Origin of the sequence: Pedobacter metabolipauper, from assembly GCF_004362715.1 — a bacterium.
GTDB classification, from domain to species: Bacteria; Bacteroidota; Bacteroidia; order Sphingobacteriales; family Sphingobacteriaceae; genus Pedobacter; species Pedobacter metabolipauper.
Genome location: NZ_SNYC01000005.1, coordinates 967,007 through 991,090 on the forward strand (window position 1 = coordinate 967,007; position 24,084 = coordinate 991,090).

Annotated in this window: 22 protein-coding genes; 12 read left to right on the plus strand and 10 right to left on the minus strand. The window is 38.6% G+C overall.

Going from position 1 to position 24,084, the window contains the following annotated elements; all coding sequences use genetic code 11:
- Positions 1–78: 78 nt before the first annotated feature.
- Both tcmP (ATK78_RS16495) and ATK78_RS16500 read left to right on the plus strand, forming a co-directional pair.
- Positions 79–1,158: a three-Cys-motif partner protein TcmP gene (tcmP, locus tag ATK78_RS16495; protein ID WP_133577206.1), complete on the plus strand. Its 1,080-nt coding sequence runs from the start codon at positions 79–81 to the stop codon at positions 1,156–1,158.
- A 3-nt stretch (positions 1,159–1,161) separates the two neighbouring features.
- Positions 1,162–1,923, plus strand: coding sequence for a DUF5131 family protein (locus ATK78_RS16500; protein ID WP_133577207.1), 762 nt, complete (start codon positions 1,162–1,164; stop codon positions 1,921–1,923).
- Here the strand turns inward: ATK78_RS16500 and tcmP (ATK78_RS16505) are convergent.
- On the minus strand, positions 1,920–2,765 hold the full coding sequence (gene tcmP / locus ATK78_RS16505) for a three-Cys-motif partner protein TcmP (RefSeq protein WP_133577208.1): 846 nt from the start codon (positions 2,763–2,765) through the stop codon (positions 1,920–1,922). The genes ATK78_RS16500 and tcmP (ATK78_RS16505) overlap by 4 nt on opposite strands.
- Before the next feature lie 378 nt (positions 2,766–3,143).
- On the opposite strand from tcmP (ATK78_RS16505), the gene ATK78_RS16510 reads away from it, so the two are divergent.
- The 3 genes from ATK78_RS16510 to ATK78_RS16520 all read left to right on the plus strand — a co-directional run bounded on the left by ATK78_RS16510 (position 3,144) and on the right by ATK78_RS16520 (position 8,407).
- Positions 3,144–4,142 carry a Hachiman antiphage defense system protein HamA gene (locus ATK78_RS16510; protein ID WP_133577209.1) on the plus strand — a complete coding sequence of 333 codons (999 nt, stop codon included), beginning with the start codon at positions 3,144–3,146 and terminating at the stop codon, positions 4,140–4,142.
- Positions 4,142–6,781, plus strand: a complete 2,640-nt coding sequence (locus ATK78_RS16515; RefSeq protein ID WP_133577210.1) for a DEAD/DEAH box helicase — start codon at positions 4,142–4,144, stop codon at positions 6,779–6,781. The genes ATK78_RS16510 and ATK78_RS16515 overlap by 1 nt, the downstream gene beginning before the upstream one ends.
- A 162-nt stretch (positions 6,782–6,943) precedes the next feature.
- The gene (locus tag ATK78_RS16520; RefSeq protein WP_133577211.1) at positions 6,944–8,407 is read left to right on the plus strand and encodes a hypothetical protein; all 1,464 of its coding nucleotides are present in this window, start codon (positions 6,944–6,946) and stop codon (positions 8,405–8,407) included.
- Positions 8,408–8,939: 532 nt separating this feature from the next.
- On the opposite strand, the gene ATK78_RS16525 is transcribed toward ATK78_RS16520, so the two are convergent.
- The 3 genes from ATK78_RS16525 to ATK78_RS16535 are packed head-to-tail and all read right to left on the minus strand — an operon-like array spanning position 8,940 to position 13,250.
- Positions 8,940–10,586 (minus strand): hypothetical protein, encoded by a 1,647-nt coding sequence (locus ATK78_RS16525; RefSeq protein WP_133577212.1) that lies wholly within the window; start codon positions 10,584–10,586, stop codon positions 8,940–8,942.
- Positions 10,564–11,229: a hypothetical protein gene (locus ATK78_RS16530; protein ID WP_133577213.1), complete on the minus strand. Its 666-nt coding sequence runs from the start codon at positions 11,227–11,229 to the stop codon at positions 10,564–10,566. Before ATK78_RS16530 ends, ATK78_RS16525 begins: the two co-directional genes overlap by 23 nt.
- Positions 11,229–13,250: a reverse transcriptase family protein gene (locus ATK78_RS16535; protein ID WP_166664902.1), complete on the minus strand. Its 2,022-nt coding sequence runs from the start codon at positions 13,248–13,250 to the stop codon at positions 11,229–11,231. Before ATK78_RS16535 ends, ATK78_RS16530 begins: the two co-directional genes overlap by 1 nt.
- A gap of 586 nt (positions 13,251–13,836) precedes the next feature.
- On the opposite strand from ATK78_RS16535, the gene ATK78_RS16540 reads away from it, so the two are divergent.
- Positions 13,837–15,231 carry a Fic family protein gene (locus ATK78_RS16540; protein WP_133577215.1) on the plus strand — a complete coding sequence of 465 codons (1,395 nt, stop codon included), beginning with the start codon at positions 13,837–13,839 and terminating at the stop codon, positions 15,229–15,231.
- A gap of 4 nt (positions 15,232–15,235) precedes the next feature.
- Here the strand turns inward: ATK78_RS16540 and ATK78_RS16545 are convergent, their stop codons facing one another.
- The 4 genes from ATK78_RS16545 to ATK78_RS16560 all read right to left on the minus strand — a co-directional run bounded on the left by ATK78_RS16545 (position 15,236) and on the right by ATK78_RS16560 (position 17,996).
- Positions 15,236–15,571 (minus strand): DUF2200 domain-containing protein, encoded by a 336-nt coding sequence (locus tag ATK78_RS16545; protein WP_243732556.1) that lies wholly within the window; start codon positions 15,569–15,571, stop codon positions 15,236–15,238.
- Between the two features lie 222 nt (positions 15,572–15,793).
- The gene (locus tag ATK78_RS16550; RefSeq protein ID WP_133577217.1) at positions 15,794–17,104 is read right to left on the minus strand and encodes an erythromycin esterase family protein; all 1,311 of its coding nucleotides are present in this window, start codon (positions 17,102–17,104) and stop codon (positions 15,794–15,796) included.
- Between the two features lie 44 nt (positions 17,105–17,148).
- Positions 17,149–17,349, minus strand: a complete 201-nt coding sequence (locus tag ATK78_RS16555) for a helix-turn-helix domain-containing protein (protein WP_133577218.1) — start codon at positions 17,347–17,349, stop codon at positions 17,149–17,151.
- A 2-nt stretch (positions 17,350–17,351) separates the two neighbouring features.
- Entirely contained in the window at positions 17,352–17,996 is a 645-nt protein-coding gene (locus ATK78_RS16560; protein WP_133577219.1) for a DUF2975 domain-containing protein, read from the minus strand.
- Between the two features lie 349 nt (positions 17,997–18,345).
- Here ATK78_RS16560 and ATK78_RS16565 point away from each other — a divergent pair, with 349 nt between their 5' ends.
- The 6 genes from ATK78_RS16565 to ATK78_RS16590 all read left to right on the plus strand — a co-directional run bounded on the left by ATK78_RS16565 (position 18,346) and on the right by ATK78_RS16590 (position 21,911).
- A complete protein-coding gene (locus tag ATK78_RS16565; protein ID WP_133577220.1) occupies positions 18,346–18,756 on the plus strand; it encodes a hypothetical protein in 411 nt (136 codons plus the stop codon).
- A gap of 47 nt (positions 18,757–18,803) precedes the next feature.
- On the plus strand, positions 18,804–19,253 hold the full coding sequence (locus ATK78_RS16570) for a DinB family protein (protein ID WP_133577221.1): 450 nt from the start codon (positions 18,804–18,806) through the stop codon (positions 19,251–19,253).
- Positions 19,254–19,481: 228 nt separating this feature from the next.
- A complete protein-coding gene (locus tag ATK78_RS16575; protein ID WP_133577222.1) occupies positions 19,482–20,336 on the plus strand; it encodes a bifunctional helix-turn-helix domain-containing protein/methylated-DNA--[protein]-cysteine S-methyltransferase in 855 nt (284 codons plus the stop codon).
- A 7-nt stretch (positions 20,337–20,343) separates the two neighbouring features.
- Positions 20,344–21,057, plus strand: a complete 714-nt coding sequence (locus tag ATK78_RS16580) for a 2OG-Fe(II) oxygenase (protein WP_133577223.1) — start codon at positions 20,344–20,346, stop codon at positions 21,055–21,057.
- Between the two features lie 4 nt (positions 21,058–21,061).
- A complete protein-coding gene (locus tag ATK78_RS16585) occupies positions 21,062–21,307 on the plus strand; it encodes an Ada metal-binding domain-containing protein (RefSeq protein WP_133577224.1) in 246 nt (81 codons plus the stop codon).
- Complete coding sequence (locus tag ATK78_RS16590) at positions 21,294–21,911, plus strand: alpha-ketoglutarate-dependent dioxygenase AlkB family protein (protein ID WP_133577225.1); 618 nt, start codon at positions 21,294–21,296, stop codon at positions 21,909–21,911. The genes ATK78_RS16585 and ATK78_RS16590 overlap by 14 nt, the downstream gene beginning before the upstream one ends.
- 122 nt (positions 21,912–22,033) lie before the next feature.
- Here the strand turns inward: ATK78_RS16590 and ATK78_RS16595 are convergent, their stop codons facing one another.
- Both ATK78_RS16595 and ATK78_RS16600 read right to left on the minus strand, forming a co-directional pair.
- Positions 22,034–22,849, minus strand: coding sequence for a helix-turn-helix domain-containing protein (locus ATK78_RS16595; protein ID WP_133577226.1), 816 nt, complete (start codon positions 22,847–22,849; stop codon positions 22,034–22,036).
- A 42-nt stretch (positions 22,850–22,891) separates the two neighbouring features.
- Complete coding sequence (locus ATK78_RS16600; RefSeq protein WP_133577227.1) at positions 22,892–23,923, minus strand: SDR family NAD(P)-dependent oxidoreductase; 1,032 nt, start codon at positions 23,921–23,923, stop codon at positions 22,892–22,894.
- Between the last annotated feature and the right edge of the window lie 161 nt (positions 23,924–24,084).

Sequence of the window (24,084 nt, forward strand, 5' to 3'; positions counted from 1 at the left end):
TCTCTTTTTTCCCAACTACAATTTATAATAAAAGGAAATACTTTTTATTGATTACTAATATTTTTAGTATATTTACTTATGGCAGGTAAAAATCTGTTCAGAAAGCCTTTTGACGAAGGGACGATTGTAAAACTTAAACTTTATACAGATTATTTAAATGAATGGGCTCCCGTTTTTTTATCAAAAAAAGTTCCAATATGGAAGACGATACAAATATTCGATTTCTTTGCCGGGCAGGGAAAGGACTCACTTGATAACCCCGGAAGTCCTTTGATAGCTTTGGAAGTAATTAGATCTTTTGAAAAGCTAATCATTGAAAGGGAGCTTACAGTCATACTTCATTTCAACGAGTTGGAGGAGGAAAAGTATAATGCCCTAGTTGAGTGTCTTGAAGGTTGTGAAGGAAATTTTAAAATTAGAACGTATAAACAAGATTTTCAAAGTTTATTTAACGAGTGTTATGAATCAATGAAAGAATCTGCCAATTTTCTATTTCTCGATCAAAATGGAATAAAAGAAATCACTTCAGAATTATTTGCAAGAATAATTGTTTTAAAACAGACTGATTTTTTATTTTTTATATCATCATCATACTTTCGGAGATTTGCAAATACTCCAGAATTTCAAAAACATTTCCCTTTCGACCCAATTGAAATGCAGAACATAGAATACTATCATATCCACAGAAAAGTCCTTGCTCATTATAAGTCACTGATCCCAGTTGGAAAAACATATTATTTAGCACCGTTCTCCATTAGAAAAGAGCGAAATATTTATGGACTAATTTTTGGGACCAATCATACATTAGGTATAGAAAAGTTTTTAAATGTAGCATGGAAAAATGACAAATTAAGAGGAGAGGCAAATTATGATATTGATAGTGAAAAAATTGACATTCGCTCTCCAAGCCTTTTTCCTCAATTTAATATTCCCAGTAAAAGAGACGTTTTTGAAAAAAACCTAACTGCTAAAATACTTTCAGGGGAAATTTGTAAAAGAAATGATGCCTACCTATTTACATTAAATGAAGGCTTTTTACTAAAAGATGCGAATACAGTTCTCAAAAAACTTTGGAACGATAAAAAAATAAAATCTGTTATTGAGTATATTTCAACAGATTTGCACAAACACAAACAGGACATACCTATAATTATATAAATTATGGCACAATCAAATATCGAATGGACTGAATTAACCTGGAACCCCGTAACAGGTTGTAGCAAGATTAGCCCTGGCTGTAAATTTTGCTATGCGGAAACAATGACTAAACGCTTGACAGCAATGGGAGTAGAAAAATATAAAGATGGGTTTAAAGTACGCACTCACCCAGAGACATTAACCATTCCCTTTACCTGGAAAAAACCTAAAGTTGTTTTTGTTAATTCCATGAGCGATCTATTCCATCCAGATGTCCCTATTGAATTCATAAAGGCAGTGTTTGGAGTTATGAATAAAACTCCCCAACATATTTATCAGGTATTGACCAAAAGATCTGAAAGGCTTGTTGAAATAGCTAATGAATTAACCTGGTCATCAAATATTTGGATGGGTGTTTCTGTAGAAAATGAAGATTACACTTACAGGATAGATGATCTTTCGCTAACTCCTGCAAAGATTAAGTTCCTATCCATTGAACCGCTTATTGGCCCAGTAAGAACCTTGAATCTACAGGGTATTGATTGGGTAATTGTTGGAGGAGAATCTGGCCATAAGGCAAGACCTCTAGAAAAAGAATGGATTGATTATGTCAAAGCTAAATGTGAAAAAGAAAAAGTTGCATTTTTCTTCAAACAGTGGGGGAAACCAAAATTCAATGCAAATCAAAATGACCCGACAATTGATGCAAAGCATCCAAAACATGCAAAAGGGGGCTGTGAATTAGATGGGAAAATTTTCAGAGAGATGCCAATAAAAGCCGCTTAAGTTTTCTTTTTATTATGTATCCTTACAAGGTCATTTGCTATCTTGATAGCACTGGCATTGTTCGAAGCACAAAAGAAATGGTACATTAAAGAATTGTTACTGTTGACAATTATATAAGGTTCTGAAACAAGCTCAAAGACAGTCATTAACTTTTTGCTATAAATCTCAAATAGCTTATCGTTTGCTTTTGTAGATTTAGTGATGACCTTTCTCGGGCCAAATAAATCCGTCACAACCTCCTCATCATAAATGCTTGTTTTTATTATTTCTCTATTGACTCCAAAAAACTTCTCCAACCGTTGCCACCAAGCTTCTGAAATATTCAGATCTCGCTTTAACAATCTGTTTGCACCAACCCCTGTCGGGCTCAAAATCCAAAGGTCTACACCCAATCCTTTTAACAGTTCTATCGAGGTCCAGTCTAAATTCATCCCAAATGGATCCAAGAAAACTAACGCTTTTCTGAAAGAATTTTCACGAAGATATGATGCCAATCTTTTCAATACATCATTACAGTCTTCTGCTACTACAAAAACATTGTTAGTAGGTCGCTTTATTTTTAGGGCCAATTCCAGAAGCAGCTTTTTTTCTTCATCCTTTTCAACAAAATAATAGATATCGAAACTCCGTGGGATGGCTATGCCTACTACTTTTTGGGCCGCTCCTTCGATAACCTTAAAATCCTTCACATTGCCAATCTTAATTTCGCCACTGCCAGCGAACCCATCAAAATAAGTAAGATGAAAATTTTGATTATTCATTATGTACAAATATGCAGAAGCATATTTCTCTAAAATTTCAATTTTGGTTTCTGTCCATATACCACCAAATTCGTTTTGCATATCGAACGCTTTAAGTTTAAAGTAATGTAGTGATTTTCTTAAAAAAAGAAAAATAATTACCTTTATTTAAACCTTAAAAATATTAGTTTTCAAACAATTATAGAAAAGTCATTTCACCAATGCTTTTGACATTAAAACGCATCGCATAGACCGCATTATTACTATCAGCATATGTTTTAACATCTAGATAAACCAAAATATTCACCCTATTCTTATAGTGACAAAAAAATTGTAAACGCATTGATTCCCAACATGTAGGAATACTACCTAGCAATTAGACATTTTTCTATATCGGTGGAGATAAGGGACTGATTGGCAGGCCGGAAAGTTAAATCATTTAAGAATAATTATTATGTTTGTCATAAATCACGCTTCTGAATGACTCTTCTCAATTTAGTTAACATCAACAAGGGCTGGATTGACCGCGAGCTTACGAATCATTATGCAGAAAATGTAAATGATAAGCTAAAGGTCAGGCTTTTCACGATTAAAGCCTCCGGTACCACGATTTCACCGAATTCGCTTGCGAACGCATTGCTGGATTTTCTGCCCGACTATTTCAAGACCAAAGTTGAAATCGATGCAGAAGTCAGGCGACAAATGGATGCTTTTGTCGCTGAGGGCTCCACTGCCACGGAAATTGAGATGCGCGAACAAAGCATTGCCCTGGTCCAGAACCGCACCTATCGCCAGGCCTCTAAGTTTTTTAATAGAAAATCAGCTGACAATAAAACTGGAAAATACGGGGAGCTATTGTTGTTCGCCTGTGCAGAAGCGCTCTTCGACTGCAAGATGATCGCCCATAAGATCACCAATATAACCAACTATCATGATGAGGTTAAAGGTGGGGATGGCATATTCCTAGGCAACTATCTGCTGAGTGATTCTACAAAGAAAGCGGCTTACTTTATCGGAGAATCCAAAGTTTGGAAGCAATACGCTTCCGCCCAGACAGATGCTTTGAATTCGATAAACCGATTTTATGACGATGATGTACAGGCCAACTTTACCGGACTTGAATTTTTTATTGCCAAAAAGGATATCAATAAATTCGATGATGGCCAGATCGATATCAACCAGATTTATGACCGACTAAACCCGACTTCAAGTGCTTTCAAAGATCAGGTTGCGGTGCACCCTATCTTGATCATGTATGATTCTCCGAGTTATACCAGGCTGATGACCGAGGCTGCCGACAACGTTGCCCTGGAGGCATTGATCGCGGAATCGGTCAAGGCTAAACTGCTCAGGACACTTGAGCGTGTTTCGGCAAAGGTTGGGGCTTATAAGCACCTTAATAAGGTTTATCTGGACTTCATTCTCATTCCCACCGAAAGCGTAGATGCGTTTAATAAAGCCATGGACAATCTGATTTGATGGAAGAAAATAGTTTATATACGCAGGCTTTTGACCATCAGGATCTAAGTGCGGTCATCTCCGATTTATCGTTAAACCTCTTATCGGAACGTTTTAGCGCTATTGTCAAAACTGGTATTGATCGGGAGAAATTAAAGAAAGCGGTATGGCTGGCCTCCGTGCTTTCGACCAGTGAAGACAATCTGCACCAGAAAAGGGCGCAGTTATTTGCCTCATTATTATTTCTGGCCTTTCAGGATGACATTGAGGTATTAAAGAGCTGTTATGTGCTTTTTTCCCGGCTGGGTAATCTGACAGGCACGAAGTTTTTAGCAAACCTGTATATTGACAGTCAGCAGACCCCGGTCGATTTGCAATCGAAGTATGCTTTCAATGATATGCTCAATCAGGAACTGCTCAGTCAGCGTGCGCGGCATATCATCAATACCTACAAAAATTCCTTTCTGGTTACTGAATTTCAAAAAGCACTCTGGACGAACCTGGGCAGCGAAAACAACCTGGCGATATCGGCGCCAACCTCTTCCGGGAAGTCATTTATAATCAAGCAATTCCTGATCAATAAATTTCATGAGACGGGTCCCTTCAAAGCGCTTTATATCGTCCCCTCGAAGGCACTGATCAATCAGGTGAGTGAGGAATTTTATCTGGAGATTGATGAGCAGACGCATATTAAAACCTCCTATCTGGAGGAGGCGGAAAAGTTTGAAAAGGAACTGTATATTCTCACCCCTGAAAGGTGTATTAAGTTACTGGGCAGCGGGATTCCGATAACATTTATTTTCGCGGACGAAATACAGGGCGTAGAGGATCTCTCGGGCAGGGGTCTGGTCTTCGAGTATGTTTATAATGAATTGCCTATGGCCTTTCCTGAGGCTAAAATCATTACTGCGGGACCAAATATCAAGCTGCCTGAAGCGACATTTGTTGAAATTTTCGAGAAACCCTGTGCCAAAGTCGCTACCGCGGCCTCTCCCGTTTTTCAGCTTAAGGTCATCCTGAAGTTAGCGGAGCACTACAACTTTGCAGTCGAAGTCATTTCCGATAGCGGGAAGTCCAGGAAATTTATTCAGGATTTTGGTTTTAACTCCGTTTCGGTGTCGACAGAGGGTACAGCGGTCGCCAACCTGATCCATAAGATTGCGCCTGATGACATCAATATTGTTTATACCAAAGGGGGCGCGCTGGCTGAAAACTGGGCGCTGAAGTATAGCCTGATCGCCCCTCAGCCAGAAGTCCGGGATCCCGACATCAATGAACTGATCAGTTTTTTAAAAGAAGACATTCACCGGGACTATTATCTGGCCAAATGTCTTCAGCACGGGGTCGCCTATCATCATGGAAGTCTTCCGGATCTGGTTCGGAAGGAAATCGAGGAGCTGTTTGCCAAAGAAAAGATTCAAACGATTTTTTGTACATCGACGCTCCTTGAAGGGGTGAACCTGCCGGCCAATAACCTGTTTACGCTCCAGCCCAAAAAAGATAAATATGATCTGAGCAAATTTGAGTTCGGGAATCTGATCGGGAGAGCGGGCAGACTGAATGCCTCCCTTTACGGAACGATATATTATATCGAGCGAGCAAAGGATGATATTGCGGCCTGGGAGTATTTTAATTCCGATTACAATAAACAAATCAGGACATTTTCCACTGCGGCACTGAACTACCTGGATATCAGCGAGCTGTCTCTGGAGATGAATGATATCCAAAAACAGGATGCCGAATCGACCTCCAGGGCCAGGCAGATAAATGTTTTCTTAAAACATAAGTTCATCAAGGGAGAAGAGGTTTTAATGAACTACCTGCAAAAACAGGATTTTACAGGAGACCGGCTGACCCAGATCATCTCAACCCTTAATGGGCGTATGTCATCCCTTACGATTTCCAAAAAAGTTCTGGTGAATAACCCTTCGATCGACCCTTTATTACAGGATCGCCTGTATAAAACGATCATTAACGGGGACATCCGGGAATGGGTGATCAATAAAAATGCCGCTTTCAATGATTATTTAAGTTTCGCAGAGGTAGACAACATCCCTCACCACTTTCGGCCGTTTTACCTTCAGTTTGTTGCGATCGTGGAGAAGCTGGACGCCGTATTTCAGATTGTAGAGGAGTGTAAGGTCAAGTACCACCGTTGGATCTCACCCCGTTCGATGTGCCTGCAGGCAAAAAGATGGCTTTATGGCGACCCGATTGGAAAGATCATCAGCAGTAATATTGCCTATCTTGAAAAGAAAAACCGTCTGGATACTAGTCAGCTGGATGAGGTGAACCGGGTGATCAATGAGACCATCAAATATAATTCAACCGTTACCACACATTTGCTTCCCAAGTACGTCAAAATCTTAATTGATGTACTGGAGTCAATCCTGACCGACGGCCAAAAAGAGGAATACAAACTCACGCTTAGCCTGGCGACGATGCTGGAGCTAGGTACGCAGGAACCAGCGGTCATCAGGCTGATTTCTGCAGGCATCTCTCGAAATGTGGCTTTGAATATCTTTGACATCTATAAGAAAAAAGTTCCCAGCTATCAAAGGGAGAATGTCGATATTTTAAACTGGTTATCCGCGCAGCATCAAGTTGAGGGCCTGAAGCCCATTTACAACCGATACCTGAAACGATTAAAACTATTGTAACATTGCAAGAGAACGTTTTGCGATATACTGTATCACAATTGGCGAGCAGTAGGCGCGTATTTAACATTAAACCACCGTTATCCTTGATAAGCTAAAAATATTACTGTATAACAATTTATTTATCTTGATCTAATAACAAACAAATTAATTTATACGCTCATTATGATTCAAAAATTCTTTCACGCATCTTTCGATGCGATTGACTCGCTTACTGCACCGCAAACATTAAAACTGGAAACCGATCATTATTTATTAAATGGATACGACATTTTGATCGGTAAAGCTGAAACTGGATTTTCAGCGAAAATTAATTTTATGCCTTTCAAAGGTTATAGTTCGAGTCAGATGCACACTATCGAATTTACCGAGCCGATTAAACTTTTAAACAAGGACAAAAATCTATTCCTGCCGGAAAAATCGATCTATCTAAACCAGTTTTTCAGAGACTTCAATAGCGACGATCCTACTATAGAAATAAAAGGCAATATTAGCCAAATTTCGACATGTGCGCAAAATACAGATTTTGATAACACATATTTAAGGCTTATTATTCCTGTGGATTCGGATGAAAAATTACGGAACGTTAGGGGCTGGGAGTTTAAAACCGATCTGAAATCGAAAAACAGAAATTTGATTAAAGTTAATATCGGAAATGCAGAATATCATTTTTTTGAGTTCCACACAGATAGCGCTGCCTATCTGGTGGTTGATACAACAGAACCTTCTAATGAAAGCGAATTTAAAAAAATCAGTCATGCTATTTTACTTGCCCAAGGTTTTCTGTATGGAAATCTGTATTTGAGCGAGGGCTATATTTTATCATCACAGTCAGCAGATTTTGCAGACATTAAGAACGTTAGTTTCTCAACGTACCGCGAATCCATCATGACAGGATACCGCATACATACCACTAATGCCTATTCGGTACATAACATGACTGGTAAAACTGAAGAGGAAATCTCAGCGAAACAGGAGGAAGTTCAGGAATGGATCAACGACATTATAGAAATTGAAGAGTCGATATTCAGTGCACTATCCGAATTGTTTTATAATTCCGAACCCATCTCCAGGGCAGCAATTGTTACGCTCCAGGGAAACCTACTTTCGTTAGAAATCAAGGGCTCAGCCTACAGCCTTGCCCTTGAAGCAATAACTAAGGTGATAATGGATGAACACAAGGAAGATAGGCCAAAGCCTGTATCTGCTCCTATATTTAAAAAGCTTAAAGAAAAAATATATAGTGTGCTGGATGAAATTCTTCCTGAACGTCCGGAAAACGCAATAACACGTAAAATTTTAAATGATCGTTTAAATAACTGGAACAGCCCGACAAACGCCGATAAACTGAAGAAATCTTTTCATTTTGTCGATTATGAGTTAAATGAATATGAAATTAACGCTTTAAAAGCAAGAGACAAGTTCCAGCATGGTGAATTGCCAGTTAGTGATAATGCCGACGACGTGGTGTTCAAAGAAGTTTATTTTATGTGCTTGATTATGCACCGTCTGATATACGTCCTAATTTTAAAGCGTATAGGTTATTCCGGATATATAATCAACTATCCACAGATGCATTCGTATATCACCAAAAGGGATCTGAAAGAAAAATCGTTCTACAAACTATAAACGTTCAGCGCCATCTCATCAATTTCGCAGTTACCTCTAGTCAAGGCGAAACTAGATTTAATGGCTTTTAGAGTTTAAAAATGCTTTGATGATTTAGGTATAAAAATAGAGGAATTGGATACAAAATATTCCTAGGAAGACTTTAAAAAACTCCGGTTAAAATATCTAGTTGAGGCGGAGAAAATGTTCGGTCCGAAAATCGAGTGCGATTTTGAATGGATTCTTACGGCCAATACCGTACCAAAGTTTAGTTATGTGGATAAACCGTGACGGTTGACTCCATCTTGCCGAAAACTAAATTTATATTAAATCCCACGTCGTTATGAATTTCGCGATACGGGCTACCTAGAATGGTTTTTCCAGTAAACCTCCAGATGCTGGCTAATCCGCCTACAGTTTGGGTAGGAATCACGTGTACACTTTTGCTAAATACCCAATGGATCAAAACTAAGTCTATCATGAAAAACCACCAAAATCGAGGAGAAGTCACTTTCGTTGAAACATACAATCAAGAATTTAAAAATAATAAAAGCTAACTATGGGTTCTGAATAATTTCAATATCGCTATTAGGTCTTCAAAATCCTGTAACTTTATAGTAGTCGCGCTTCCATGAGAGATGGAATTTCTTTTTTCTACCAATTGACCAATTCGTATAAGATAAGCATTGTCTTTTGAAAATTTGAAGGCCATTGTGAAAGATATCTTTCCCAGCCCCCTTCGTGCTCTCACTTTCTTATTAGAGGTCTGAATCTGAAAATTGTAGTTTATTTCATCATGGACCATTTTATAATTAGTGCCAACCTTCATTTGAATGATTGTTCCAGTAAGGTCCATAACTTCTCCATGCGTGCCTGTAACCAACGCATCAGTATGCTGTTCAATCGGTAAAAATAAGCTTATGAACGCCGTCTCCCACATGCCAAGCTTTAAAAGCTTAAAAAACTCATTTAGCGAATTTTGAGAGTAAGCCATAAAGCTTAAATCACTATTACCAGTCTGAGAGATAGCTTGTTCTTTTAAAGTGAAAAACTTCCTTAAATATTTCTTTTCAAAACATATCTCTACCTGTTTTTTAAAGCTTTCATAGTTTTGAAGACTTAAATTATCTGGAATAAGGTATTTAGGAGACTCTTTGATATAGTAGCCGTCAGCTCCAAGATCTATCAAATCACGCATATTCCAAGCCTTGTTGGAAGCGGTAAAAATCATAACCTGAGCACCTTCATTGATGGTTTTAATTTCTGCCAGTATCTTTGTCCCGCTATAATAGCCGATTGGATGAACAGTTCCTGCAATATCTTCTTTCCAAGGTAGTAAACGTAAATCCAGTAAGATCAGATCCCATTCTAAATTAATTTGAGCACGAATGTCTGCCATAAAATTAGCTTCGGAAAGATTATTACCAGTAAGGGGAACAACAGTTGCCCTATTAAAAATTTTGGTCAAGGCTTGAACCCAGCCTTTATCACCCTCATCATCAATATAAAGGATTTTTTTCCCGGCAGCAGGTATTAGGTTAGGTGTAGATGTTACATTATCCGCCACTGAAGCGGCTGTTCGGCTTCTGTTAACACTTAAAAGATATTTAAAATATAGAGAAGGCTTACGCTGTAAGGCAGGAGTAGAAGCCGTTAAAGATCCTAAGTTAGCAATCTTATCGAGCTGTATAACACCCCACTCGTTTGCCATAGAATGAGGCCCGATGGTTTCGGGGCCTTTTATAATTACGTTGTCTAAAACCTTATTTTTAAATTCAGATTTGGAAATAGGCGTAGTAAAATTTAAGTGAGCTTTAATCTCTGTGGAATCTAAAGGGGCCAATACGCTCCCTTCTGTAGCCGCGATAAGTGCATACCGATTACTTTGGTTTATCAGTAGGGTTTCAAGTGAGCTGTCAGAAATTAGAATGATGGGAATCAGGTTATCCTCTCCAATCCGTTCGCTGAGGCGGATATGCAGTGCAATTCTCAGTCCCAACTCATTATTGCCACCTTCTCCAAGGGAAACGGGGACTATCAGTTTTTTGATTGAATTCTGTGCGAAAATTCTCGCAACGTAATCATCAATTTCTTTATCTGTGCGAAGGTCTACATATTCGATCGGGGATACGCCAATTTCGTGTGTGATCTTTTTGCTAAAAGGGTTATTATCGTCATCAAGAATAAATGCTCCGTCCATATCTTACATAAAATTTAATAATCTTGTCAAGTAAATTTATATAGCTGCGCCCGTCGAGGTCTGCAAATTGCTTTTTGAGCTCTTCTCCGGACTCTGAAATTGTAGAAAATTTTTCGACCAAATCTATCGCATCCTTTCGAGCGATCTCCATTCCATGAACTGCAATAAAGTTAGCGATCTGTGCATGCAAGTCTTCGAGTTCCCGATGTTTAAAGTTCTTGCCATAGGCTAGGATTTTGAGCTGAATTTCGCCAATCGTTTTGTAATGTAAAATGAAATCTTCAAGGTTTGTATAGAAAAGCCTTTTATTAAGTCCAGTAATTTCTTTTTGTTTAATTTCTCCCTGTTCGAAGCCAGTGAAACTATTGCTGAATAATACAAGAGGACACTTGTCTATTCTTGCTCCATCCTTGATGTTTTCGGCGACTTTGGTGCTGCCTTGTAAAATTTCACCAGCGGAATTGAAATCGGGAAAGGAATCATGAAGCAAAATGCATGCGGCAGATTTTAACATACTAAAATCATCACTTTCGCTGCGTCTGTTCCAAACAGTAAGCACATCACTATAAGTACCATCGGCAATATAGTTGCAACCATACTCACGCTGCTGTTCACGTCTGTTATCATCAATTAGGTAGATCATCAGTAGAATCTTAATAAATGTGTAAATCCCGAAATGAGCTCTTTGTTGACCGGTCTTTTTTGGGAGAGTTTTTCCTTGTCGCTGAGCATATCAACTTCAAAATCTCCATCAGCAAAACTAGCTCTAACTGCCCAGTTGCAAAGTCCATGAAAAAGCTTTAACGCATCTGAGAAATTACCGTTAAGTAACTCTTTAGGAAGCGCATTTTTATAACATCTAGAACCGACGTGCGTAATCTCCAGAACTTTCATAAGACTGCCGTTGACTTCTTGTTTACTGAAAGCAATATGGATAGTTTTTGAAATCCCAATTCGCTCAAGTATCCCATCTAAGAGATGCCTGACGCCGCTTAAAACCAGTTCAACATCTGTATAGAATTCAGCGGCTTCCAAATTTGAATAATCAATCTGTAACTCATCATAATCCTCTCCAAATTTTTCCCGGACCGTGCTTTCAATGCGATTGCGTAAAGCGGGTGGTCGAAATTGTATACTTTCTTTAAAGGGTCTGATTAAATTGTCCCGTATTAGTTTTGAGCGAATCGGGTGGGTTCCAGGATTTAGGCGTACCCATTCTTTTATTTGCTTTGAACTCCAACCAATATTAATTTCTATACGTTTGCCATCTTCATACTTCCACCAGTTTGGTTCTTCTTCGAACGCGAATTGATAAACTCTAGCGTATAATTGTTTGGTGATGTAATTTTCTTTAACGCCTCTGAAAAAATCTCTGACTGCATACATCATTATCCTATCGTAATCAAACACCGCATCAACCATATCAAAATCATGAGTAAGATATTTAAGTCCATCACTGTCTTGAAAAAACCTTAAAAATCTTGCTAAATCTTTTGGTCGATGTTCGCTGAAATCACCCTTGTGCGTTGACGATGACTTCTGTTTTTTTTCAGCAAAACGCTTATTGGCTAATTTTTTAAAACGCTTGGAGAGTTTAAGATATGTAGGATGATTTTCTCCAGTAACCATTTTCATATAATTCAGCCTGCCATCGAGGGTCGAATGTAATGTCGATTCCATCTCCTTATCAGAAATCAAGCTACGGTCATTGAAAAATTTTATTTCAGCCTCGTGGTAACCATACTTTTCCCAATAGTATATATACATACGCAGAGGCTTAAGATATTCCCTTTTAACGTTAGTCTTTTCGTTTACGACGATTCCAGTAACCTCTTGACGGGCGCTTTTGCCTAAAAGTCGGGTTTTAGATTCGTTGATTTGGAAGCCCTGTTCTGAAATAATCCTCACAAGTTCAATTAAGAAAGCAGAGCCTTCCTCAAAAACGTTATTATTACCTGAAAACGTAATATCATCAGCATAGCGCGTGTAAACCAATTGGTTTGCCTTGGCAAGTGATTCAAGTAAATTGTCTAGGTTTTGGCAAACGGCATTAGAGAGTAAAGGCGAGGTTGGGGCCCCTTGAGGTAATATAAATTTACGGGAGGAATTTCGTATCCCTTTCTTCAATGGCGCTCTCATAGTACAAAGTCCAGAGAGATGTTCTGCGATACTTTTTCGCTCTCCAGAGAGGTTAAATGGAGGACGCATTAATGCTTCTTTAACCATCTCACTATCAATAGAAGGAAAAAAGTCTTTCAAATCTATGTTAAATACATACTTTTTGCCCACATGTACTACAGCGTTGGAAACTACAGATGAACCTTTCTTAAAACCATGTGAACATTGATGTCCTTGAAAAACACAGGAAAGAAGAAAGTTAATGAGCCGATGGATAAGCATAAGCTCTTCAGAGGGTGCGCTGATGTGGCGGTATCTTCCAGAACGCTTTTTTATAGAAAAATTACTATAGGTTGGGCTATCTTCGCCAATTTCGAATTGACTCAAAATCTGGCAGCAGTATGTCTGACCAAGATCATTTATATCTAGCAAACTCACCAGATGCACTAAGATCTGATAAAATTCCTGTTGCGAAGCACAGGCATGAAACTTGCTGGCGACTTCCTGCCGCTGTTCCTGGGTTATCTGCTTTAGTGGATCTTTCAAATTAGTAAAAGGATGGGGACTAGCGAATTCAATATAGTAAGTCAAGATATAACCAGATTTCTATCTCATTATAAAGTGAACATTTCCCCTGGCCATAAGGCCCGGTGAATGTGCCGATCATTGGCCGCAGAACGGCCCAGCACAGGATCAATTTCTTTGCTGTCCCTATCCATTCCAAATATAACATTTCATAACTAAATACAACAGAAAGCATCCAAAAATCATTTTAAACGACATGTCTACTCCCGCCATAGCTTATCATCAACCCGATTATGAAAAACACTTACAATAATTTCTTTTTCCTGTACTGCCCCTCAACTCTGTTCTTCAACACTTTTTCAAAATTTACAATCGCTTCACAATGCTCATAAAAGTTCGACATATTGCCGCTCGACTCTACTAAAGGAAACATCAATAACATGGTGTTTCCTTTTTTTATGCCTATAAAAATAGGTGACAAAAAACTCCGATCTTCCTTAATAATGTCACGATAATTGTATTGCGACAAAAATAGCGATAATTTTGTCGTAATAACTAATATCCCGACAAAATATCATATATTTGTCGGGATATTAGTTTAATCATTATGAAAAAGGTTAGAAATCATACCGAGAACTTGTTAGCAATAATAAATTCTTATCCTAACGGCATCAACATCAATGAGGTTGCCAAAGCATTCACCAAAGGCATTTCTACTCGTAGTTTACAGCGCTTATTATTAAAACTAAGCAATGAGGGACGTATCATGATTAATGGTGCGGCACGCAGCACAAAATATCACCCAATAATAAAAGAAGAAGAAAGACAGGAAATAGGAGTAGCAGAGCCGGCTGCTAAATTTATCCGCCCGGCACCCCGTATCATTCCGCTATCTGATAAAGGTAAATATGCACTCACGCGCATTAGCACTCCCATTCAACAGCGAATACCAGTGGGCTATCAGCAGAACTTTTTAAAATCCTATCAACCCAATATTGACAGTTATCTTTCTGGCGAAGAAAAGAAGCATTTAGCTGCATTAGGAAATACTGGCATTGACAGGCCTGCGGGAACCTATGTACAACAGATTTTGAATCGGCTGCTGATCGACCTCTCCTGGAACTCAAGCAGGTTGGAAGGTAATACGTATAGCTTACTGGATACTGAAAGACTCATTTTGCAGGGACAGGCAGACGATAGCAAATCTGCAAAAGAAGCACAAATGATCCTTAACCATAAAGATGCCATAGAGTTCATTGTGCAAGCTGCCCAAGACATTGGATTTAACCGATATACTTTTCTGAATCTTCATGCTATGCTGGCCAATAATCTTCTTACAGATTTGGAGGCCCCGGGCAGATTAAGGTCAATGGCGGTTGGCATAACAGGCTCTACCTATATCCCTCTTGCCATTCCCCAACTAATCGGTGAATACTTTGATCTTATACTGGAAAAGGCCAAACAGATCGAAAACCCATTTGAACAATCATTCTTTCTGATGGTGCATTTGCCCTACCTGCAGCCATTCGATGATGTAAATAAAAGGGTATCAAGACTTGCAGCCAATATTCCTTTGATAAAACAAAATCTTTCCCCACTATCCTTCATCGATGTTCCGGAAGATCTATATTTCAAGGGAATGATGGCGGTATATGAACACAATGATATCAATCTCTTGAAAGAAGTTTTTCTATGGGCCTATGAACGATCTGCGCAAAAATATGCTGTGATCAGGCAGTCCATCGGAGAACCTGACATCTTCAAGCTAAAGTACCGTGATTCCATTAGAAACCTCATTACAACAATTATTATTAATGAATTGGATTCAAAAGATGCGCAAAAAAGAATAAAAATTAATGTTGAGGAACTACCTAAAGAGGATCGGGAGCAGTTTATCTCATCTGTTGAAACCGAACTCATGGCAATACACGAAGGAAATTTCGCAAGATATAGGGTCAGTCAGCGGGAATTTTTTAACTGGCAGAAAATTTGGAACACTTAAATTCTCAGCTTTCTCTCAATATCTTGTCCATCTTCCTGCCCTTGGCCAACTCATCAACCAATTTGTCCAAATACCGAACCTGCTGCGTCAAAGGATTCTCGATGTCTTCAATACGATACCCACAGATTAGCCCGGTAATGAGCCCTGCATTTGCATTTAGCGACGCCTGTTGAAAGAAGGCTTCAAAGGTTACCTTTCTTTCGATCAAGTCTTGCAATTTCTTATCATCAAACCCAGTTAACCAGGTTATAACCTGATGTAATTCGTCTTTCGTTCTACCTTTCTTTTCCACTTTTGCTACATACATTGGATAGACCGAAGCAAAGGTCAACTTTGCCATACGCTGATTGTGTATATCGGAAGTATTCATATTTTAAACTTTAACGTTAATCCTTATTTTTCACTTAGCTAGTCTCAAATTACCAGACCATAACATACTACCTAATAAATTTAATGAACTAAATTAGAACAGTTGAAAAATATTGGGAAAAACTGAAATTAAATTCCATAAACAGGTATCAACATCTGTAAAACCATCCGATAATAGCATTTAGATGTCGAATTACATTTTAACAGGCAGTGCTCTGGTCATGATACTATTAAAAATTACAGCATCGAAAATAAGTGGCCAGCTTCTCAAAAAATCCTTATACCCGTAAGGTCTCATGGCTCGTTTCTTACTTAGCCATTGTCCATCAGGCAACAAGCAATTAGATTTGAAATCTAAAAATGCATTTTTAAACCCAGCTTTATTAAACAGTGCTTCAAAAGAGTCCTTTGTCTGAGATCCAATCTGGTGCGGAGTTTGCATATTGTACCACGCCCATTCGCCACTGTAGGCAGTAAAACATATAGAATATACTTTCTTACCTAAGCTGTTTTTTATATAATCACCCATAACTGGTGGATAAATCTCAGTTGCCGGAATGCTTTTATTGTCAGGCGACCTACCTATATGCCAGCTGGCAGCCCAAACGATAATCTTATCATTAGCATATCGATTATTTGTTAGCCAAATCAGGTTCTCTGCCATTAAAGAATCCCTGATCGTAGCCGCATTAGCAAGCTCGCCCGATTCAATCTTTTTCTCAGCCAGGATAGCAGGTAAATATTCCCTTGTAGATATCCAGATCTGTTTCCAATAGCTCGTCACATCATCAGGAGGTAATGAAGAGATATCCTTGATCTTCTGATCTAAGATGTGCTTAAAAGCAGGCAACTTCTCTCTAATACTGATCCGTTCTGCATTCGCAACGGCTTGATCCTGAGTAAACCCAAACACAAGTGCACGATACACTTTATAAAACGTATCCTGTTGCATCTGGTTCTCGAATGGAATATCATACTTTTTTAAGAACATCAGAAAATCTACAGGAAGATCCCGTTTTAAAAAAAAGCCATGAAGCTGAGTATCAAAACCTGTAATCCGCAGTGGTTTCGCCGTTTTAACCGAACCAGCAATATATTTTGCAAGCGGTAAAAATTGTTGCGTATGTCCCCACAATTCAAATGTTGAATTCTGAATGGCATTTAAAGGATCTTTATCCCAATGAGCAACACTCCATGCCCTTTCAGCATTATAAAAGCTACTTTCAAAAGCGAGAACATTGAAACCCATCTGCTCATGTAGAAACCTTACCATCCTTGTTTTAGCTTCTATAGTTGTTCCGTCTCCATGAGTTTCTTCCCCTAAAAGCACCAGCCGTGCATCGCCTATTTTTCGCTTCAAATCTGCAAAGTCCCTGTAGTCCGCATTGTTGAAATCTATCGCTATTTCCGAGGCATTTTTCTTGATAAACCGAACCTCCTTTTGTCCGTAACTCTGAAGTCCAGGCAGGCAAAGTATCAATAAGATTAGTTTAATTCTTATCATGTTCAATAATTAATCATAAAGGGTTTATTTAGTTTACCGAGCTTTCAGCTGATATCAAGAATATCACCTGGTTTGCAATCCAATACCCGGCATATGGCTTCTAAAGTGTCAAATCGTACACCTTTAGCTTTACCTGTTTTTAAAATAGAGAGGTTTACTATGGTTAGCCCAACCTTTTCTGATAGCTCTGTTAGTGACATTTTCCTTTTGGCCAGCATGATATCCAGATTAATAATGATAGCCATACTTAAATAAATGTTTCGTTTTCATTCTTAAGGTCTACGCCGGCTTTAAAAGCTAAGCCAAATGCCAGTAAAGCAAGTCCAATCAAAGTCTCAGTGCCTATTAACTTAGTTAGATTTTGGATATCGTAATTAGAATCATTTAGATTCAATTTAATCATACAATTGATGAATAACTCCTTAGTTATCCACCTGAAGATCGGCAAGAATAAAAGCACAACGGCTCCTGACATGATCAAAGAAGTATTCCGGACTGTAAAAACGCTATCCATACTAAAGGACATAAAAAGTCTCTTGACGCACAATAGTAAATAACCGATTGAAAGCCAATAAATCAGCTGTGAAAGTTGAAATAAAACCGCCGGTAACGAGAAAAGTTCAGCATAGGATTTAAACCGCATGGCTACTAAAGCCGTATGAGTAGGCTCTACAATAGTTTTACTGTTAAACCAAGTGTCCAGTGTTCTTGCAGACTTCAAATTCTTTGGCTTCGCAATTAAATCATATACTTCATACTCTTTAATGCTTTTACTTAATCTCGGTGCACCGGAGGAGAATAACTTTATGATTAAAAATATACTATAAAACACCAATACCAACGTGGATATAAAGTTCAGGGTTTTAATGGTTTTGTTTTGTGATAAGTTCATACCTAACATGATTATACACACAAACATAGGTATTATTTAAAATAAAACAATAATATTTTATCGTTTTATTTTAATAAAACGAAATTAGAACCCTCTCTATTAACACAATTATAATGGCACTTAATGTCTGTTCCGTACCAAATAACTTTAGTTTTTATTGCAAATACTTTAGTAATCATACCACAAATTCATCATAACCAATGAGTCAATGCCGATGATAATCGGCTCCCGTATCCTGATTTTCCGTTAAGCTATGAACTGCTAAATGACGATAACCTCAATATTTACAATACAGTAACAGTACAGAAAAGAAAATAAGCGTTAACTTAGTGCATTAACTCATCTACAAATGAAACCATTCACCTTTTTTCTTGCCTTATTGCTAACTACCCTTGGCGCATCATACGCCCAGACTAAAAATAAAGCACCCCAAATTAACTACCTGATGGTGGATGGTAAAAAAGCACCCGGTACGGCTTACTTAAACCCCGGAGAAAAGTATCTCGTCAAAGTATCAGCCGCAGATCCCGAGAATGATAAGATCACGGCCAAATGGGAGTTGTTTCATGAATCAGAACTGACCGCAGCAGCAGAAAAAAAAAGAAAACCAATAGCCATACCGGATATGGTAACTGGGTCATTAGAAAATGTCATTCTTGATGTACCAATTGAAGCCGGACCATACCGATTGTTTTTACAGGTAAGCGACATCCATAAGAATACAAGCAGCACAAGTATCGCACTCATTGTCCTCAAATAAATAAAACAAAGCACATTGGTTGCAGGCAACTATCTTTTTAATACATCATGATCGAACAATCTATAGAAAGACTTCAATCTTTATGTGATAACATACCAGGATTATTATTAGAAATTGACGAAAACACTTTTTCTATGAAACCCAATCCTGAAAAATGGAGTAAAAAAGAAATCATAGGACACCTTATTGACAGTGCCACCAACAACCACCATAGGTTTGTAAGGGGACAATTTGAAGAAACTCCTGCAATAACCTATGATCAAAACAAATGGAACCAGGGCAATTATTACCAGCTGATCAACAGCACCCAGATCATTTCGTTTTGGGAAGCATATAACAGACAATTACTGGAACTGATAAATCACCTGCCAAAAGAGAAATTAAACCATAACATAAACGTAGGTACAGAAAATAATCCTACCATTGGATTTTTGATTGACGATTATGTTCAGCACCTGGAACATCATTTAAAACAGGTTCTTGAATACAGCCTTTGATACATTTAATTGGTAAATTATAAGCAAACCGGACAAAACATTAATCAGGTTTATTTTTCTACACTGTCCTTTAAAGCTGGCAGAATTGTTGGCAGTCAAAGAATGTAATAGACAGCGATAATCAATATATACAACTCTGTTAAATTCACAGCAATAGAACATCAGCAAGTTTCGGATTTTATGACCCTTAATGTATCTCTACATTCGTACTATAAAATTTAAAAGAAAATGACTGAGCAAGAAAACATAAACTATAAACGAATTGCTGAAGCAATAGATTATATCAAAACCAATTTCAGGGAACAACCGAACCTTGATGAAGTCGCAGAAAAGGTACATCTAAGTTCCTTTCACTTTCAGCGGCTTTTTTCTGAATGGGCAGGTACCAGTCCGAAAAAGTTTTTGCAGTATATTAGTATAGCACACGCCAAAAAATTATTGAAAGAAAATCAAGCCACTCTCTTTGAAACCGCTTATGAAACAGGGCTGTCCGGAACAAGTCGTTTACACGATATGTTTGTAAATATAGAAGGCATGTCACCAGCAGAATATAAGAATGGCGGGAAGAACCTTTTCATCAATTACAGTTTTGCAGAAAGCCGTTTTGGAAATATGGTTGTAGCATCAACGCAAAAGGGCGTATGTATGATGTTTTTTTATGAAGATGAATCATCTGCATTTTCAATTTTACAAAATCAATTTCCAAATGCATCATTTACCAGGAAACTGGATCTGTTTCAGCAAAATGCTTTATATATTTTCCAAAATGACTGGAGCAAGCTGCCCGAAATAAAGCTCCATTTAAAGGGGACAGATTTTCAGCTAAAGGTATGGGAAACGCTGCTTAAAATTTCAATGGGGCAACTCTCAACCTATGGAGAGATTGCAAAAAAGATAGAAAACGCAACTGCTTCAAGGGCTGTAGGTACTGCGATAGGTAGTAATCCCGTTGCTTTTCTAATCCCCTGTCACCGGGTAATACAATCTACAGGAAATTTGGGTGGCTACATGTGGGGCAGTACACGTAAAACGGCGATCATAGGTTGGGAAAGTGCACATACTAATGAAAAGCCGGATCAATAAAAAATCAATGGAGAACATACATTCTAAACTTGACACTGTAAATTGGGAATACTTCAGGGAGGAAATGCACAACAATGGCTTTGCCATCATTCCAAACCTCCTGACCGATGAACAGTGTGAGGAAATAAAAAACAACTATACAAATGCGGACCTATACAGAAAAACGGTCGTGATGGAACGCTACCGGTTCGGCCTTGGAGAATACAAATATTTCAATTACCCCCTTCCTACCCTCATTCAAAGCATTCGTACAAATATTTACGCTCAATTAGCTCCAATTGCCAATGCCTGGTTTAAAGTACTAAATATAGACAGGATATTTCCGGAAACACATCTGGAGTTGCTGCAGCAATGCCACGAGAGCAATCAGTTAAAAGCAACGGTTTTGATTTTAAAATATGGCAAAGGAGGATACAACACTTTACATCAGGATTTATATGGAGATGTATATTTTCCCATCCAAACCGTTTTATTCCTAAACGACCCAGATCAGGATTTTACCGGTGGAGAATTTGTGCTAACACAGCAAACGCCACGCGCACAATCCAAAGCAATCGTTTTGAAACCAAAAAAAGGCGACATGTTAGCTTTCACTACTAATTTTAGGCCTGTAAAAGGATCAAGGGGATATTATCGGGCAAACATGAAACACGGTGTAAGCGAAATCCATAGTGGAGAACGTCATACTTTAGGAATCATATTTCATGACGCATTGAGTTAACCGCATGATCCTTCACATAGAAATCAGCAATGCTGATTTAAGGAATAAGCTAAAAGAAAAGACCATTCGCTTTGGAGGAAATTGTAAACTTAAAATTTACGGAACCCTGCAATGTAAATCGGGCAAACGGATGAAAAGAGAAAACAGGGTCTTCTTCCAATCAGAGGAAGATGCTTTGCTAAACAGTTACCGCCCATGCGGAAGTTGTATGAGTTCAGAATATAAGAAATGGAAAGATGGAATTATTTGAAAGAACGGTAGACGAGTTTGCCAATTTATTACCTAAAGATGGGACGGTCAATTATTTCGGGAAACTACTGAACCAAACAGCCGCCAATCATTATCTGCAAGTCTTATTAAACGACATTGACTGGAGAAATGATGAGGCGGTTATCTTCGGCAAAAGAATAATCACCAAACGTAAAGTAGCCTGGTATGGAACAGAGCCATTCCAATACACATATTCTAATACCACAAAACACGCATTACCCTGGACAATGGAATTATTGGAGTTAAAAACTTTGGTAGAACAAAAAACTGGTGAAACTTTTAACTCTTGTTTATTAAATCTATATCATAATGGAGACGAAGGAATGGCTTGGCATAGCGATGGAGAAACCGATCTTAAAAAAAATGGAGCCATTGGTTCGTTGAGTTTTGGAGCAGAAAGAAAATTCAGCTTTAAACATAAAACAACAAAAGAAAAAGTAGAATTAATTCTCGAACATGGAAGTCTGTTGATCATGAAAGATAGTACACAAAAACATTGGCTTCACAGGCTTCCACCAACCAGGCTGATTTCAAATCCAAGAATAAATTTAACATTCCGGACAATTGTTAATCAAAATTTATAGTCTTTAACAAGTTTTCTAACTCCCTCAACTCTTTCCGTCAGGGTTCGCATTAAAAATCTTTTTTCCTATAATTAACTATATTTTATCTGCCAACAACTGATAAATCCGATCTGACTTGATATCTATTCAACCCGTTCAGTAGGTGCATAACCAAACCGTTGCTTAAATGCATAACCAAAATGAGAAAGGTTTTCAAAACCAGTCTCCAGATATACCTCTGAAGGCTTTCGGTTTTTCTCCCTGATTTGATAATGCGCCAGTTCCAGTCTTTTTCTCGTAAGCCATTTCTGCGGCGTTGTTTGAAAAGCTTTTTTAAAATCACGCTTAAAAGTAGTCAGACTGCGGCCGGTTAGATATCCGAATTTTTCCATAGACATGTTAAACATATAATTTCGCTCCATAAAATCAACGATGCCGATCTTTCCAGGTTCAGCAAAATTTGCCAGCAACTGGTCAATACCCGGATCAATTGTCCTGACAATATGGATCGCCTCCTCTATTTTCAATGAAGCAATTGCCTGAGGCAATTTTTCTTTGAGCTCAAAGTAAGGAACTAGAGATGCCAGGCAGCTTTTAAGTAATGGATGCTGTCCAAAAATCTGAAACGCAGGCTGTGCCGGCACCGCAGCTAAATGATTTGATAGCCCATTTTTCTGATAGTAGTCTTTAAGCTGGCCCGATCTGAGGTGCATCGTCACCGATTGATGTGACAATCCGTCCTTGGGATAATTGAGAACAGTGGCCAGCAGATGACGGGGAAAAAGCAAGGTGTCGCCAGCTCCAAATACATGGGTATGGTCTGCCTGCACAATTTTTGTTTCTCCGGAGATCAGCCAAACCAGCAGATGATCTTCGAACAGCACGTCTGCTTTGAAGAACATATCTTCAAAGCAGGAACGCTTAATGTCGTCATGAATATATTGCAGTTGATGGGCCATAGTCGTCAGAACTAAATTAGTGAATTAATTGCACACCAACGTCTAATCTGCCGTAAATATCAACTGGATAAGCCGCTCTGTGAGCTGCCATAACCGTCGGGCATCGCTTGCATCCAGTGAATATGGCTTTACCCCACGAAGTGTTGAGGGCCGATCATATTGATGATCGATATTTCCAAGGTCAAGTTCGGCTATATCTGCATCCTCGCAATACACCCCCCCAATACCTTCTAACAGGGAACTGGTGGCACACCATAAAGATGTTGCAGCACCCTGGCTTAGCGTTTTGAGCTTTTGCGCCACTTCAGGATAAATATCACCATTTGCATCGTGGGTACCCATTTGCTGAAATAACGCCATTGGGGCAACCCGCCCAAGATCTGTACCATTCACTGAACCAGGATGAACAGCGAACGCCCGAACGCCAGATGGTTTGCCCCGATGATCCAGTTCCACAGTAAATAAGTTATTGGCTGTTTTCGATTGACCATATCCCTGCAGGGTCTCGTATTCACGATGTTCAAAGTTGGGATCGTTAAAATCAAATGGGGCCATCTGATGCCCGAAAGATGAAACATTGATCACTCTTGCACCGTTGGCTTTTTTTAGTGCAGGCCAAAGTCTGGCAGTAAGCTGAAAGTGGCCCAAATGATTGGTAGACAACTGCGATTCATTGCCTCGGGAATCACGCTGGAGCGGCACCCACATAATACCCGCATTATTAATCAAAAGGTGCAGCGGACTTCCGGTCTCAAGATATTTATGCGCAAAAGCATCAATAGAATCCGGACTCATCAAATCCAGCTGTGATACAGTAACGTTTATCAATCCCTCCAGGTTCTTTGCAGCTTTATCCAGATCGCGTGCAGGAACAATTACACTAGCTCCCGCAGCAATTAGTGCCTTAACGGTTTCTAAACCAATACCAGCATAGCCACCCGTAACAATGGCATACTTTCCGTTCAGGTCAATTCCCTGCATTACATCTAATGCAGTGGAGAAAGCATTAAAGCCTGAACCAATGGGCTGTTGTAAAGCACCATTGTAGTTGTCTGTTATTTCTTCTTTTTTCATGCTATATTTTTATTAACAGCACAAAATTAGATAGATATGCTAAGATAAGTTTTGTTTTAAAGACCTAAATGTTTTGTTTTAAAGGCCACATCAGACCATAAATTACACCCATTTGAATTGGAATAAAACTCAACCATTAAAGAAACAAGATTAGGCTTATT